Consider the following 14,427-nt stretch of genomic DNA (forward strand, 5'->3'; position numbering starts at 1 on the left):
GGAGATGCATCCCCGTGCGGTCGTCGCGCGCGGAAGGCGTTACTTCCGCGTGCTGTCGAGACCGTAGATCTTCTCGATGTCGTCGAGCATCAGGTTGGCCGAGTAGATACCGCCGCCGGTGTTCCAGATGATTTCGCTGACGCGCTGGGCCTTGCCGGCCTTGACCGCTTCGAGATTGGTCCAGAGCGGATCGGCGAGCCAGTCGGCGAGATTGGCTTCCGGTTCGGCATCCTTGAGATCGCTCGAGAAGTAGAAGATGCGATCGCCGGCCATGTCGGGGATGCGTTCCTTGGTCACTTCCTCGGCGAACTCGTTCTTGTCCTGGGCCGGAGGACGCTTGAAGCCGATCTGGTCGAGGATCAGGCCGCTAAACGTGTCCTTGTAATAGATGCGCGTGCGGTTGGGCGAGAAGCGGACCATGGAGATCTGCTCATTGACGGCATCGCCCAGGGCATCGTGGATGGCCTTGGTGCGGGCGTCGAAGGCGGCGAGTGCGGTTACTGCTTCCGCATCCTTGCCGAGGACGCTGGCATAAAAGGTCATATTGTCCTGCCATTCGCCGCCGATGGTTTCGCTCATCACCGTGGGGGCGATGGCCGAAAGCTGCTCGTAGATCTTTTCCTGGCGCACCTTGGTGCCGATGATGAGATCGGGTTCGAGCGTCGCCAGCACTTCTAGATCGACGGCGAGTTCGGTGCCGAGATCGACGGTGTCGACGAGAAGGTCGGTGAGGTGGGCATGCCAGGGATTGCCGTCCCAGCTCTGGGCCGCGCCGACAGGCTTTACGCCGAGCGCCAGGATCGCCTCGGTGCCCTCATTGGTGAGGATGACGACGCGCTGCGGTGCATCGGGCACTTCGGTCGTTCCCATGGCGTGCGTGACTTCGCGGGCGGAGACCGGCGCGACCAGCGCTGCTGCGGCAATGAAGGCAGCGAAGGCTGCGGAGGAGCGGAGAGAAAACATTCTCGGTTTCCGTTTTTTGGAACTAGAGGTCTGTCTGGAGGGGCGGACCAAGCCGTCCCATCCACCGGCTGTCATCCCGGCGAGGCCGGGAGCCATCTCGAAATTTCAGGATGGGCCCCGGCCTTCGCCGGGGTGACAATCGAGTTGCGAAAATGTCAGCGGGTGCTGGCGAGACCGTAGATCTTTTCGATGTCGTCGAGCATCAGGTTGGCAGCGATATAGCCGCCGGCGGTGTTCCAGATGGCGTCGGAGACCGGGAAGGCCTTGCCGGCCTTGACCACGGCCAGGTTGTTCCAGAGCGGATCGGCCAGCCAGTCCTTGGCCTGGCTATCGCCTTCGCCATTGCCGGTTTCATAGGTGAAGTAGAACAGGCGATCGCCTTCGAATTCGGGGATGCGTTCCTTGGTGATCTCTTCGGCGAATTCGTCCTTGTCCTGGCTGGCGGGACGCTGGAAGCCGAGTTCGGAGAGAGCGAGGCCCGAAAAGCTGTCCTTGAACATGATGCGGGTCTGGCCGGACATGAAGCGGGCGATGGAGATCTTTTCGTCGAGCGAGGCGCCGAGGGCCTCGTGGAGCGCGGCGATGCGCGCGTCGTACTTGGCGAGGGCCGCCTTGCCTTCTTCGCCCTTGCCGGCAGCATCGGTATAAAGCGCCATGTTGATCTTCCAGTCGCCGCGGAGGCGCTCGGAAACCACGGTCGGGGCGATGGCCGAGAGCTGCTCGTAGATCTTTTCGTGGCGCATCTTGTTGCCCAGGATCAGATCGGGTTCGAGCGCGAGCAGCACTTCGAGGTTCACGGCGGATTCTTCGCCCACGACGGTGACATCGGTCATCTCGCCGGCGATGTGGTCGTACCAGGGATCGCCGAGGAAGGATTTTACTGCGCCGACCGGCTTGATGCCGATGGCGAGCAGCGCTTCGGTGCCTTCATTGGTGAGCACGACGATGCGCTGCGGATTGTCCGGCACATCGGTTGTTCCCATGGCATGGGTGATTTCGCGGGCAAAGACCGGGGCGCTCAGCAGCGCCACGGCGGCAACGGCAGTCACGAGACGATGGAACATGGGAGGAGCTCCTGTTGACGATCGGCGATGGAGCGCGGGACCTGAGGAAAGTGTCCGCCTAAGCGGTCTCTCCAACACCCCTCCCCCCATCTTTTCTTGACATCGGTAGTCGGAAATTGGATGGGTGCAAAAAGTCAGAATTTAATTTGACTGTCAACATCAACTATATGAGGGCCCAGTGGTGTCCACACTGGCAATGTCACCGCAATCGCAGGGATTGCGTCTGGGACCGGCGCGGGTCTATGCGGGACTGATCCTGCTGCTCGCCCTGTCCATGCTGATGAGCCTGACGCTGGGCTATAAAATCTATTCGCTGGACCAGGTCTGGATGGCGCTTTTTGCCCATGACGGATCGGAAACGGCCGTGGTGATCGCCGGGCTGCGGCTGCCGCGGGCGCTGATTGCGCCATTGGCCGGCGCTGCGCTCGGCATGGCCGGGGTGATGGTGCAGACCCTCTCGCGCAATCGTATCGCTTCGCCCGATACGCTGGGGCTCAATGCCGGGGCCTCGCTGGCCGTGGTGGTGGCGAGCATCATGCTCGGCGTGCAGTCGCTGGCGGGGCTGTCGCTGGCGGCAGCTTTCGGGGCTTTTGTCACTGCCATTGTGGTGTTCGGCGTGGCCGCAAGCGCGGGCGGGCTGTCGCCGCTGAAAATCGTGCTGGTGGGTGTTACCTTTGCCAGTCTCTCGCATGCCTTTGTGGAAGTGCTTCTTACAAGCAATGAAGCGCAGTTGCAGCAATTGCTCTTTTGGTTGTCCGGGGCGTTTGTCGATCGTCCGATTGCGCTTTTTTACAATGGGCTGCCGGTGGTGATCGTGGGTGGGATCATCGGTATTGGCCTGTCGCGGGCGCTCGATGCCCTGCAGGCAGACGATTCGACGGCGGCCGGGCTCGGGGTGCCATTGGCGGCGGTGCGGGGGCTGGCCTTTGTCGCCGTGGCGCTTCTTACCGGCGCAGCGGTGTCGATGGCAGGGCCGGTGGCCTTTGTGGGTCTGGTCGTGCCGCATGCGGCGCGGCGGCTCGTCGGCTTGCGGCATATTCATCAATTGCCGGCGGCGGCTTTGTTCGGTGCTGTCTATGCGACGCTGGCGGACGTTGCAGCGCGCTTCGTCATTTATCCCGTTGAAGCGCCGGTGGGGGCGATCACGGCCGTGGTCGGGGCTATCGTGCTCCTCGTTCTTCTGATGCGGAGGGCAGCATGAGCACTCTGGCCGTTTCTGCACCGGCCGAGCGCCGGTTTGGCATCGGGGCTATTGTCCTTATCATTGTCGGGCTTTTTGTACTCCTCACCCTGGCCGCCATTGCCTTTGGCTCGACCTGGATTCCGCTTGAAACCGTAGCGCAGGTGATCCTGGGCGGCGGGGAAAAGACGGAAAAGCTGGTGGTCTGGCAATTGCGCATGCCGCGCGTCATGGCGGCGGCGATTGCCGGGGCGGCCATCGCGTTTTCGGGCTATCTCCTGCAGCGCATTACCCGCAATGAACTGGCTTCGCCCGGCGTGCTGGGCGTTGTCGATGGGGCAGCGCTTGGCGTGGTGCTGTTCCTTGCCATCTTCTCCAATGAATCCAATGCGCTGACCGTATCGGTCGCCTGGCAGCCGCTCGCGGCGGCGATCGGGGCGCTGACGGCGATTTCCTTGGTCTTCATTCTCTCGGGGCGGCAATCGTCCTCGGCCATTCGCCTCTTGCTGTTCGGCATTGCCATTGCCGCCGTCGCCAAGGCGCTGACCACCGTCTTCATGCTGATCGGTCCCGTCTATCAGACGGCACAGGCGGCCCGCTGGCTCGCTGGTGCGGTCAATGCCATTTCCTGGAGCGAAATCCAGATCATGGCGATCTGCCTCGTGCCGACGGTGCTGCTGGCAGCGTGGCTCGCGAAAGACCTGCCGCCGGCCGATCTCGACGATGTGTCCTCCCGCAGTATCGGGCTCAACCTGCCGGTCTATCGCATTGCCGTGTTTTTCGTGGCGGCGATGCTGACCTCGATCGCCGTGGCCTTTGTCGGCGGCGTCGGCTTCCTGGGGTTGATCGCGCCGCATCTGGCGCGATTGCTGGTCGGGCGGGCACGCTTTGCGGGGATTCTCGCCTCATGCCTCATCGGGGCGATGATGCTGATCGGCGCCGACCTTCTGGTGCGCGTGGCCTTTACGCCGCTCGAAGTGCCGGCGGGTACGGTGACGGCCATTGTCGGCGCGCCCTATTTCCTCTTCCTTCTCATGCGCAAGGACAAGACCAATGGCTGACCTCGTTCCGAGCCGCATCGAGGTACGCGACCTCACCCTTACTTACGGGCACGACACGGTGCTCGATGCGCTGAACCTGCCGATTCCGCGCGGCAAGGTGACCGTGTTGGCAGGACCGAACGGCTGTGGCAAGTCCACCCTGCTGCGCGCCATTCGGCGGCTGCATACGGGCCAGAAGGGGCAAATCCTTCTCGACAATGTCGACATTGCCTCGCTCGGCGCCAAGGATCTGGCGCGGCAGATCGGGCTGCTCGCCCAAAACCCTTCGGCGCCGCCTGACATGACGGTGGAAGAACTGGTGCGACTGGGGCGCTATCCGCATCAGGCCATGTTGCAGCCCTGGAGCGAGAGGGATGGCGCCGCCGTCAATCGCGCCATGGACGGCACGGGCGTTACCGGGCTCAAGACGCGGCGCATCGGTTCGCTGTCGGGCGGGCAATTGCAGCGGGCGTGGATTGCCATGGTGCTGGCGCAGGAGACCGATGTCATCTGCCTTGATGAGCCCGTCAACCATCTCGACATGGCGCATCAGCTCGATTGCCTCGATCTCGTGTTAAAGCTCAATCAGGAAGACGGGCGCACCATTGTGCTGGTGCTGCACGACCTTAACCTTGCAGCACGCTATGCCGACCAATTGGTGTTTGTGCATGAGGGCCGCGTGCGGGCGCTGGGCCAGCCGGAAGAGTTGATGAAGCCGGAACTGCTGGCCGAAGTCTTCGAGGTCGACGCCGCGATCATGACCGATCCGGTGCATGGACGGCCGATCTGCATTCCGCGCGGGCGGGCCCGGGCGGCAGTGCAGGAAGTCGCCTAGGCGCTTTCGGCGAGCGCAATCGTTTCTTGGCCCATGAGCGCAGAAATCTCGCACCAGCGGGACTGGAACGAGGCAACGCAGGCCGGGTCGAAATGCGTGCCGGAACAGCGCACGATTTCGGCATAGGCCTCGTCGATCGGCCAGGCGCGCTTATAGGGGCGCTCCGAGCAGAGGGCGTCAAAAACGTCGGCCAGGGCGACGATGCGCGCTTCGATGGGGATGGCTGCGCCCGATATGCCATTGGGATAGCCGGTGCCGTCCCACTTTTCATGGTGGCTCTGGGCGATCAGTTCGGCCGTGCGGATGAGGTCGCTATCGGCATCGGCGAGAATGCGGGCGCCGATGGTGACATGCTCGCGCATGCGCGCCATTTCTTCTGCGGTCAGCTTGCCGGGCTTTGAGAGAATGGCATCGGCGATGGCGATCTTGCCGATATCGTGCAGGGGGGCGGCGAGATAGACCATGCGGCAGTGCTGGGGCGTGAGGCCGAGGCCCTGGCCTATGATCTGGCTGATCTGGGCGACGCGCGAGACATGCTCGCCGGTATCGCCATCGCGATATTCGATGGCGCGGGCGAGGCGCCAGATGATTTCTTCCTCGCGGGCGAGAAGATGGGCCGTGGCCTTGGCGACTTCGCGGCTGAGGCGATTGGCGTGATCGGCCAGCTCCACCTGGGCGCCCCGCAGGGCCAGGAGATTGGTGATGCGCGCCTTGAGTTCGATGGGGTCGAAGGGCTTGGTCAGAAAGTCATTGGCGCCGACGCGGATGGCCTCGATGCGGATGGCCTTGTCGATGTCGGAGGTCACCATGACCATGGGGACAGTGCGGTAATTATCGCAATTGCGCAGTGCCTCGATGACGGCGATACCGTCCATTCCGGGCATGATATGGTCGACGAGAAGCAGATCAAATTGCCGTTCTTCGCAACGCCTTAGCGCCTCGAGCGGATCGAGACAGAGCTCGATATCGTCGCCGACTATTTCCCGCACGATCGAGCCCAGCAAGGCCAGACTCGATCGGCTGTCATCTACGATCAGCACGTGCACAATTACAGCCCCCCGGCCAAATGCACTGATGATGATAGGGGCGAGCCCTTAGTCGAAACTTAATGGCTCACATGCATTTAACTCGACTGCTGCAGATGGTTTATTGCGTCTTTCCAGAAGCAATAAATTTATTGCCGGCAATGGAAGCGGGCTTCATTTCGATGGAGAATCCCGGCAGTTCCGGCGGCATATAGGCGGCGTTTTTGATCACGCAGGGATCGATGAAATGCTCGTGCAGATGATCGACATATTCGATCACGCGGCCGTCCTTGCTGCCTGATACGACGAGATAATCGATCATCGAGAGATGCTGCACATATTCGCAGAGGCCAACGCCGCCGGCATGCGGCCAGACGGCCTTTTTGTACTTTGCGGCCATCAAGAGGACCGAGAGCACTTCATTGAGGCCGCCGATGCGGCAGGCGTCGATCTGGACCACGTCGATGGCGTCACGGGTGATGAACTGCTTGAAGATGATGCGGTTCTGGCACATTTCGCCGGTCGCGACCTTTACCGGTGCGATGGCGTCGCGGATTTTCCGATGGCCTTCGATGTCGTCGGGGCTCGTGGGCTCTTCGATGAAATAGGGATTGAAGCGCTTGAGCTCGTTGACCCAGGTGATGGCCTGGTCGACTTCCCAGACCTGGTTGGCGTCGATCATCAGATAGCGATCCGGCCCCATGATGGAGCGGACGATTTCGAGGCGGCGGATATCGTCGGCGAGGTCGCGGCCGACCTTCATCTTGATATGGGTAAAGCCTTCCTGGACGGCTTCCGTCGCCAGGCGCGTCAGCTTTTCGTTGGAATAGCCGAGCCAGCCGGCCGAGGTCGTGTAGCAGGAATAGCCTTCGGCGCGCAGTTTTGCGATACGCTCGGCCTTGCCAGGCTCGGCGGCCTTGAAGATGGCAAGAGCTTCCTCGGGCGTGATGGCGTCGGTCAGGTAGCGGAAGTCGATGATGGAAACGAGCTGTTCGGGGCTCATTTCGGCGACATAGAGCCAGACCGGTTTGCCCGCGCGCTTGGCGAGGAGGTCCCAGACGGCGTTGACGACGGCGCCGGTCGCGAGATGCATGGCGCCCTTGTCGGGGCCGATCCAGCGGAGCTGGCTGTCGCCGGTCATATGGCGCCAGAAGCGGCCGGGATTTTCCTCAACCCAGTCGAGATCGAGACCGCTAACGCGATCGGTCAGCGCGGCGATGGCGGCGCAGACCACTTCATTGCCGCGGCCGATGGTGAAGGTGAGCCCGTGGCCCTCAAGGTCGCCATCGGTGCCGAGGACGACGTAGGCGGCCGAGTAATCTGGATCGGGGTTCATCGCATCGGACCCGTCGAGCGAGGCCGAGGTCGGGAAGCGCAGATCGTGCGTCGTGAGGGTGGTGATCTTCATTTCACAGTTCCAGTCATTGCATCGCGCCCCTCACCCTGGCCCTCTCCCCAGAGGGGCGAGGGGACGCAGGAGCCGATAGAGTAGCGGCGGCTTTTACATTGCAATCTCGCCCATCGTCCCCTCGCCCCTGCGGGGAGAGGGTCAGGGTGAGGGGCTTTTTGTCTCAGGCCGTCCAGCCGCCGTCGATGATGTGGACCTGGCCGGTCGTGTAGGTGGCGCCGGCAAGATAGACCGCAAGATCGGCCACCTCATCGGGGCGGGCGATGCGGCCGATGGGCTGGCGGGCGATGAAGGCCTTTTTCGCACCTTCGAAATCGCCGGTGGCGTGCCAGCGATCGTGGAGGCTCGGCGATTCCACCGTGCCGGGGCAGATGGCGTTCACGCGGATATTGCTGGTCGTATAATCCGAGGCGATCGACTTGGTGAGGCCGATGACGGCGGCCTTGGAAATCGTATAGGCGGCGCGGTTGGGCACGCCTTTGATCGAGGAGGCAACCGTCGCCATGTTGATGATGGCGCCATCCCTACGCTCCAGCATCTGGGGCAGGATAGCCTTGATGGTGCGGACCTGGGCGCGGACGTTGAGGTCGAGCGCGAAGTCCAGATCCTTGTCGCTCATTTCCAAGAGCGTGCCGTTGTGGACGACGCCGGCGCAATTGAAGAGCACGTCGATGCGGCCGATTTCGGCGACGGCCTGCTGCACGGCCTCATCGGAAAGAACGTCGAGCAGGCGCGTCGTGATATTGGGCGTGCCTTCAAGCTCCTTGAGCTTGGCTTCATTGATGTCGGTCGCGATCACCTTAGCGCCCGCCTTGGCGAAAGCGCGGGCCGAAGCCTCGCCGATGCCCTGGGCGGCGGCGGTGATGAAGACGATCTTTCCGTTGAGGTCGGCCATGGTTGTTCCTTGTATCCACACCCACCACCCTGTCATCCCCGTGAAAAAGCGGCAGTCCGCTTTTTCGCGGCGAAAGCGGGGACCTCCGTTATCAAACAGGGGTTCCCGCTTTCGCGGGAATGACACAGTGGGTAAAAGCCCTCCCCCAGCGTGGGGGAGGGCAAGGTAGCCTTAGTCGTAAAGAACGGCCGCGATTTCCGGGTCGTTCATGTTGGAGGCGTCGTAGTAGTAGAAGCCGGTATCGATGATCGGCGGCAGGGTTTCGCCCTTGAGCGCGCCGATGGCGGCCTTGACGGTTTCGTAGCCGATGCCGACCGGGTTCTGGGTGATGGCGCCGTTCATGACGCCCGAGGTGATCATGCCCTTCTGAGCGGCACCGGAGTCAAAGCCGATGACGACGATCTGGCTGCCCAGTTCCTGCTTGCCATTGGCAACGCCGATGGCCGAGCCTTCATTGGCACCAAAAATGCCCTTGAGGTCGGGATTGGCGAGCAGGATCGACTTGGTGATTTCAGTCGACTGGAGCTGATCGCCACCGCCGTACTGAACCGATACCACTTCGATATTGGGATAGGCTTCCTTGATGCGGTTGACGAAGCCGTCGACGCGATCGATGCCGGTGCGGCTGGTCTGGTCGTGGGCCACGACGGCAACCTTGCCTTCGCCGCCGATCAGTTCAGCCATCTTGTCGGCAGCGAGAGCTGCAGCAGCGACGTTGTCGGTGGTAGCGGTCGAGAGCGGAATGTCGCTATCGACGCCAGAGTCGAAAGCGATGATCGGGATGCCGGCATCCTTGGCCTGCTGCAGCAGCGGCACGGCGGCCTGGCTGTCGAGCGCGGCAAAGCCGATGGCGTCGGGGTTGCGCGACAGGGCGGCGGCCAGCATATCCATCTGGCGGTCGACCTGGCTTTCGCTTTCCGGGCCTTCGAACGTCACGGTGGCACCGAACTCGGCCGCGGCCTTGTCGGCACCGGCCTTCACGGCCTGCCAGAACTGATGCTGGAAGCCCTTCGAGATCAGGGCGATATCATAGGAATCCTGCGCGAATGCGGCGCCGTTGGATGCGGCGAGCATTGCCACGGCGCTGAGGGCGCCGAGCAGGGTGCGACGGTTGAGCATGGTTTTCCTCCCACATGCTGCGTTGAATTTTCTGGGCATTTTTCAAAAGGCCTCTTATTGGCGCGGGATGCGCAGTGTGTCGGTGCTCTTTGAGCACCAACGATGTCAGCGCTCAAAGAGCGCCAACGGAACCGGCGCCTAAAGTGTGCGGCGCCGCAGTATGTCGGCATAGACCGCAAGAATGATGATGCAGCCGGTCACCACCGTCTGCCATTCCTGGGCCACCGAAAGGATGCGCAGGCCATTGGCCAGCACGGAGATGATGAGGGCGCCGATCAACGTGCCGAGCACGGTGCCGCGACCGCCCGAAAGCGAGGTGCCGCCGATAACCACGGCCGCGATGGCGTCGAGTTCATAGCCCTGGCCGAGGGCCGGCTGGGCCGAATTGAGGCGCGAGGCGATGAGCACGCCGGCCACGCCGACAATGCCGCCGGCCAGCGCATAGACGCCGATCTTCCAGCGATCGACATTGACGCCGGAGAGACGCACGGCCTCTTCATTGGAGCCGAGGGCAAAGGTGTAGCGGCCAAGCGCGGTCTTTCCGAGGATGAAGGACGCGATCAGCGCCACCGCAAAAAGGATCATCACGCCATTGGGGACCGGTACTGCCGGAATGATCTGGCCCACGACAGAGCCCAGGGCGATCTGGTTGAAGCCGGGCGTGTCATTAAAGTAGATCGGGCGCGTGCCGGAGATGACCAGCGACAGGCCCTTGAGGATCAGCATCATGCCGAGGGTGGCGATGAAGGGCGGAACCTTCAACTTGGCGATGACCGTGCCGGAGATGAGACCGCTCGCCGCACCGGCAAGGATGGCGCCGATGATGCCGAGGGGCATGGGCAGGCCCAGATAGGTGAGGATGACGCCGGCGATGACGGCGCAAAAGGTCATCAGCGTGCCGACCGAGAGGTCGATGCCGCCGGTGATGATGACAAGCGTTGCGGCGATGGCGAGGACGCCATTGACCGAGGTCGCCTGCAGGATGGCCAGGATGTTCTGGGTCTGCATGAAATTGGGCGAGGCCAGCGAGAAGGCGACGACGAGGGCAATAAGACCTGAAAAGGCGAGGAGCCGATGGAAGGCGCCGGAAATGCGCGGGCCCGACTTCTGGGCTGCGGGGGCTGCGGTATCGGTCATGCCGTCCTCCTTTGAGTGGCGCTTTCGGCCACGCTGCTCTGGCGCTGGGTCGCCAGACGCATGATTTCTTCCTGGCTCGCGCCGCCGGGCAACATGCCGGTGAGGCGCCCCTCGCACATCACCGCGATACGGTGGGACAGGCGCAGCACTTCGGGCAGTTCGGAGGAAATGACGATGATCGCCTTGCCTTCGGCCGCCAGCGCATTGAGCAATTTGTAGATTTCGGATTTGGCGCCGACATCGATGCCGCGCGTCGGTTCGTCAAAGATGAGAATGTCGCAATCGCGCAGCAGCCATTTGGCAATGACCACCTTCTGCTGATTGCCGCCCGAGAGCAGGCGCGCTTCCTGCGTGTCGCCGGGCGTCTTGATGGCGAGCTGTTTGATATAACCAACAGCTTCGCGCTGCATCGAGGCTTCGTCGAGCACGCCGCCGAGGCCGGTGAAGCGATCAAGGCTCGCGAGAGCAATATTGTTGCGCACGTCGAGGCCGGTCGCGAGGCCAAAGTGCTTGCGGTCTTCCGAGAGGTAGCCGATGCCGGCTTCCACCGCATCCTTGGGTGAGGCGATGCCGACGCGCTTGCCATGGACCCAGATTTCGCCGCTCTCGCGCCGGTCGGCACCAAAAATGGCGCGGGCGACTTCGGTGCGGCCGGCACCCATGAGGCCCGCAAAGCCGAGGATTTCGCCTTTTTTCACCGCAAAGCTGACATCACGGATTTCGCGGCCGCGATTTAGACCCTTCACTTCCAACGCGACAGGGGCGTCGGTGGTGTTGGGGATGACGAGGGCCTCATTGCTGAGGGTACGGCCGACCATCATGGAGATGATGGTTTCGATGGGTGTATCGGCGGCGGGAACGGTGCCGACATATTCGCCATCGCGCATGATGGTGACGCGGTCGGAGATGCGTTTGATCTCGTCCATCTTGTGCGAGATGTAGACGACGCCGACGCCTTCGGCCTTGAGGCGATTGATGATGGTGAAAAGTTCGGCGATTTCGGCATCGTTCAGCGCCGCGGTCGGCTCATCCATGATGAGGACGCGCGAGCGATAGGAGAGCGCCTTGGCGATCTCGACCATCTGCTGCTTGGCAATCGTGAGGGTTTCGACTTTTACCGTCGGCTCAAGCTTGAGGTTCATCGAGGCGAAGATGGCGGCAGCGTCGCGGTTGAGCTGGCCTTCGTCCAAAATGCCGAAGCGGCGCGGTTCGCGGCCGATGAAAATGTTCTGGGCGGCCGTCAGGTCGCGCATCAGCGCCAGTTCCTGATGGATGATGCCGACGCCGAGCGCCTGGGCTTCGCGCGGCGAGGTGATTTCAACGGGCTGGCCATCGAGAAGGACGGAACCCGCATCGCGGGTGTAAACGCCGGACAGAATCTTCATCAGCGTCGACTTGCCGGCGCCGTTCTCGCCCATCAGGGCATGGACTTCGCCGGGGCGCAGTTCGAAGCGTGCCTTGGATAGGGCCCGGACACCGGGAAAGGATTTGTCGATGTCGGTCATTTCGACCAGCGGAGCCGGTGCATCCCCTGGGGATGCCGGTGCGGAATGCCCAGCCATGAAAAACCTCCCGATACGCATGGCGGCCCGTTCATGCGGAGCCACCTTGGCGATGCGGCGCGAGTGAATGGCAAAACGATCAGGCTGTCAAGTGGTCAGACCAGTGGACAGACGACAAGCGTGGCGCTATGGGTTTAGACAGGGAACGGCAAAGCCGCCTCACTTTAATGAAACGGCTTGGAACGTGCTTCCGCAAAGCGAAAGTACGTTCTAGGGGGAGAGAATGAAACTTCAGGCCGTATCCAACCGCAAACTCTATATCCAGATCGCCGACCAGATCCGGGACCAGATTCTCGCGGGCGCGGTCGAGCCCGGAAGGCAATTGCCCTCGGAGCGCGACCTGGCGGTGAGCCTTGGCGTATCGCGGCCCACGGTGCGCGAGGCGTTGATTGCGCTTGAAGTGGCCGGGTTTGTGGAAGTGCGGGTGGGTGTCGGCGCCTTTGTGCGCGACCAGAGCAAGGGCAGCGCCGCCCTGCCCGACGAGGGGCATTCGCCCATCGAAATCATCCGGGTGCGGCGCCTGCTCGAGCCGGAAGCGGCGGCCCTTGCCAGCCAGAATATTTCGCCCGAAGGCACGGCCCGCATGGCCGAGGCCATGCGGCGGATGCAGGCCGAAACGGCGGGCAATCGCTGGTCTTCGGAAAGCGACCGCATGCTGCATCTGACCATTGCCGAGGGCTCGGGCAATTCCATGCTACGCGAAGTGCTGGACCTATTGTGGAATTCGCGCTTCGAAGTCGTCGATACGAAATTTCACGAGCATCTTGCGAGCATGAGCGAGGTGCGCACGCATATCATGGACGACCATGCGCGGATCGTTGCCGGCATCGTGCAAGGCAATGCCGAGGCGGCGCGGGAGGCGATGGCGGCGCATCTGGATTTTGTGTCGGCCGCAATGCTGGGGGCCTGGGACTAGGGCAAGCCAAATCTCAGTAGCCCTCATGGTGAGGTGCGAAGCGTAGCGTAGCGTAGCCTCGAACCACGAGGGCGTGGCACTGCCGCATCGGGGCACGCCCTCGCCCTTCGAGGCTATGCTGCGCAAAGCGCCTCAGGATGAGGGCTACTTGGGCTTGGCGGCGCTAGGTTCTGCCGCTCAGAACTTCACCAAAATCTTCGTGAAATCACCCGGCCTTGCGTGCCAATCGGCAAGGGCTTCGGCGGCCTCGTCGAGCGTTGCTGTGCGGGTCACGATGAGATCGCCGGCTTCCGGGCGGTTTCGCAGCTCGTCAATGACATCATCAAAATCAGAGCGCAGCGCGTTGCGGGAGCCGCGGATGTCCAATTCCTTGGTGATGAAAAACTTGGTTTCATAGGCGATGGGCGCCTTGGCATAGCCGATATAGACGACGCGGCCGGCCGTGGCGACGAGGTCGATGGCCTGGAGGAACGTCGCTTCGGCACCGACAGCTTCCACGACGACGTCAGGCCCCTCCCCCGTCAGTTCGGCGACGCGCGCCTTCACATCGGTCGAGGCATTGATGATCTCGGTGGCGCCGAGCTTTTTGGCGACGTCCAGCTTGGCGTCGCTCAAATCCACGGCGATGACTTTGGCGCCCTGGCGCAGAGCGCCCAGAATGACGCCGAGGCCGATCATGCCGCAGCCGAGGACGACGACGGTTTCGCCCGATTTCAGCTCGGCGCGGCGCACGGCGTGGAAGCCGACGGCGCAAGGTTCGACCAAAGCCAGATCGCGCTTTGAGATGCCAGTGACCGGGATGACCTTGGCGGCGGGCACGACGACGCGGCCGGTCATGGCGCCCTCGCGCTGCACGCCCATGGTCTGGTTATTGGGGCAGGCATTGGGCCGGCCAGAGCGGCAGGCGCGGCAGGTGCCGCAATTAAAATAGGGCAGCACGGTAACGGCGGTGCCGGGGGCGAGGTTTTCGACGCCCGAGCCGAGTTCGGCAATGGTGCCGGAAATTTCGTGGCCGGGGACGCGGGGATAGCTCACCAATGGATTGAGGCCGCGATAGGAGGTCAGGTCCGAGCCGCAATAGCCGACGAAAGCAAGATCGATGGCGACTTCGCCGGGGCCGGGCACGGGGACCGGCTTATCGGTGAGTGCGGCGGTTCCGGGACGCAGGATGGTCAGGGCTTGCATCGGTCGATCCTTCATCACCGTAACATGTTAGTGTCTTATATCTTCCATACATGACGAGTGACAAGAGAAGCATCGGCGAGTAGACCATGGAAAAACCA

13 protein-coding genes are annotated in these 14,427 nt (G+C 62.5%); 4 read left to right on the top strand and 9 right to left on the bottom strand.

Features of this window, described 5'->3' with window-relative positions:
• Positions 1 to 39: 39 nt before the first annotated feature.
• Complete coding sequence (locus JP75_RS03375; RefSeq protein WP_051960274.1) at positions 40 to 963, bottom strand: ABC transporter substrate-binding protein; 924 nt, start codon at positions 961 to 963, stop codon at positions 40 to 42.
• A 155-nt stretch (positions 964 to 1,118) separates the two neighbouring features.
• The gene (locus tag JP75_RS03380; RefSeq protein WP_035079332.1) at positions 1,119 to 2,027 is read right to left on the bottom strand and encodes an ABC transporter substrate-binding protein; all 909 of its coding nucleotides are present in this window, start codon (positions 2,025 to 2,027) and stop codon (positions 1,119 to 1,121) included.
• Between the two features lie 181 nt (positions 2,028 to 2,208).
• On the opposite strand from JP75_RS03380, the gene JP75_RS03385 reads away from it, so the two are divergent.
• The 3 genes from JP75_RS03385 to JP75_RS03395 are packed head-to-tail and all read left to right on the top strand — an operon-like array spanning position 2,209 to position 5,082.
• On the top strand, positions 2,209 to 3,228 hold the full coding sequence (locus JP75_RS03385) for a FecCD family ABC transporter permease (protein ID WP_244446244.1): 1,020 nt from the start codon (positions 2,209 to 2,211) through the stop codon (positions 3,226 to 3,228).
• Positions 3,225 to 4,268, top strand: a complete 1,044-nt coding sequence (locus JP75_RS03390) for a FecCD family ABC transporter permease (RefSeq protein ID WP_035079335.1) — start codon at positions 3,225 to 3,227, stop codon at positions 4,266 to 4,268. Before JP75_RS03385 ends, JP75_RS03390 begins: the two co-directional genes overlap by 4 nt.
• Positions 4,261 to 5,082, top strand: a complete 822-nt coding sequence (locus JP75_RS03395) for an ABC transporter ATP-binding protein (RefSeq protein WP_035079338.1) — start codon at positions 4,261 to 4,263, stop codon at positions 5,080 to 5,082. The genes JP75_RS03390 and JP75_RS03395 overlap by 8 nt, the downstream gene beginning before the upstream one ends.
• On the opposite strand, the gene JP75_RS03400 is transcribed toward JP75_RS03395, so the two are convergent.
• From JP75_RS03400 to JP75_RS03425, 6 genes are all read right to left on the bottom strand, one after another.
• A complete protein-coding gene (locus tag JP75_RS03400; RefSeq protein WP_244446245.1) occupies positions 5,079 to 6,122 on the bottom strand; it encodes an HD domain-containing phosphohydrolase in 1,044 nt (347 codons plus the stop codon). The two genes, JP75_RS03395 and JP75_RS03400, sit on opposite strands and share 4 nt — an antisense overlap.
• A 106-nt stretch (positions 6,123 to 6,228) precedes the next feature.
• Positions 6,229 to 7,515: an L-fuconate dehydratase gene (locus JP75_RS03405; protein ID WP_035079344.1), complete on the bottom strand. Its 1,287-nt coding sequence runs from the start codon at positions 7,513 to 7,515 to the stop codon at positions 6,229 to 6,231.
• Between the two features lie 163 nt (positions 7,516 to 7,678).
• Complete coding sequence (locus JP75_RS03410) at positions 7,679 to 8,410, bottom strand: SDR family oxidoreductase (RefSeq protein ID WP_035079347.1); 732 nt, start codon at positions 8,408 to 8,410, stop codon at positions 7,679 to 7,681.
• Between the two features lie 171 nt (positions 8,411 to 8,581).
• On the bottom strand, positions 8,582 to 9,529 hold the full coding sequence (locus tag JP75_RS03415) for an ABC transporter substrate-binding protein (protein ID WP_035079350.1): 948 nt from the start codon (positions 9,527 to 9,529) through the stop codon (positions 8,582 to 8,584).
• 138 nt (positions 9,530 to 9,667) lie between these two features.
• Positions 9,668 to 10,666: an ABC transporter permease gene (locus JP75_RS03420; RefSeq protein ID WP_035079353.1), complete on the bottom strand. Its 999-nt coding sequence runs from the start codon at positions 10,664 to 10,666 to the stop codon at positions 9,668 to 9,670.
• Complete coding sequence (locus JP75_RS03425; RefSeq protein WP_210165355.1) at positions 10,663 to 12,228, bottom strand: sugar ABC transporter ATP-binding protein; 1,566 nt, start codon at positions 12,226 to 12,228, stop codon at positions 10,663 to 10,665. Before JP75_RS03425 ends, JP75_RS03420 begins: the two co-directional genes overlap by 4 nt.
• A 223-nt stretch (positions 12,229 to 12,451) precedes the next feature.
• Between JP75_RS03425 and JP75_RS03430 the strand changes: the two genes are divergently transcribed.
• Positions 12,452 to 13,144, top strand: a complete 693-nt coding sequence (locus JP75_RS03430; RefSeq protein WP_051960276.1) for a FadR/GntR family transcriptional regulator — start codon at positions 12,452 to 12,454, stop codon at positions 13,142 to 13,144.
• A gap of 177 nt (positions 13,145 to 13,321) precedes the next feature.
• Here JP75_RS03430 and JP75_RS03435 read toward each other — a convergent pair whose 3' ends face one another.
• The gene (locus JP75_RS03435) at positions 13,322 to 14,329 is read right to left on the bottom strand and encodes a zinc-binding alcohol dehydrogenase family protein (protein WP_035079359.1); all 1,008 of its coding nucleotides are present in this window, start codon (positions 14,327 to 14,329) and stop codon (positions 13,322 to 13,324) included.
• Positions 14,330 to 14,427: the final 98 nt, after the last annotated feature.

Source organism: Devosia riboflavina (assembly GCF_000743575.1).
Lineage (GTDB): Bacteria > Pseudomonadota > Alphaproteobacteria > Rhizobiales > Devosiaceae > Devosia > Devosia riboflavina.

Bases quoted from the DNA above. Each gene is read 5' to 3' on its own strand.
- JP75_RS03375 (WP_051960274.1), bottom strand. From the start codon at position 963: ATGTTTTCTCTCCGCTCCTCCGCAGCCTTCGCTGCCTTCATTGCCGCA.
- JP75_RS03380 (WP_035079332.1), bottom strand. From the start codon at position 2,027: ATGTTCCATCGTCTCGTGACTGCCGTTGCCGCCGTGGCGCTGCTGAGC.
- JP75_RS03390 (WP_035079335.1), top strand. From the start codon at position 3,225: ATGAGCACTCTGGCCGTTTCTGCACCGGCCGAGCGCCGGTTTGGCATC.
- JP75_RS03395 (WP_035079338.1), top strand. From the start codon at position 4,261: ATGGCTGACCTCGTTCCGAGCCGCATCGAGGTACGCGACCTCACCCTT.
- JP75_RS03405 (WP_035079344.1), bottom strand. From the start codon at position 7,515: ATGAAGATCACCACCCTCACGACGCACGATCTGCGCTTCCCGACCTCG.
- JP75_RS03410 (WP_035079347.1), bottom strand. From the start codon at position 8,410: ATGGCCGACCTCAACGGAAAGATCGTCTTCATCACCGCCGCCGCCCAG.
- JP75_RS03415 (WP_035079350.1), bottom strand. From the start codon at position 9,529: ATGCTCAACCGTCGCACCCTGCTCGGCGCCCTCAGCGCCGTGGCAATG.
- JP75_RS03420 (WP_035079353.1), bottom strand. From the start codon at position 10,666: ATGACCGATACCGCAGCCCCCGCAGCCCAGAAGTCGGGCCCGCGCATT.
- JP75_RS03425 (WP_210165355.1), bottom strand. From the start codon at position 12,228: ATGGCTGGGCATTCCGCACCGGCATCCCCAGGGGATGCACCGGCTCCG.
- JP75_RS03430 (WP_051960276.1), top strand. From the start codon at position 12,452: ATGAAACTTCAGGCCGTATCCAACCGCAAACTCTATATCCAGATCGCC.
- JP75_RS03435 (WP_035079359.1), bottom strand. From the start codon at position 14,329: ATGCAAGCCCTGACCATCCTGCGTCCCGGAACCGCCGCACTCACCGAT.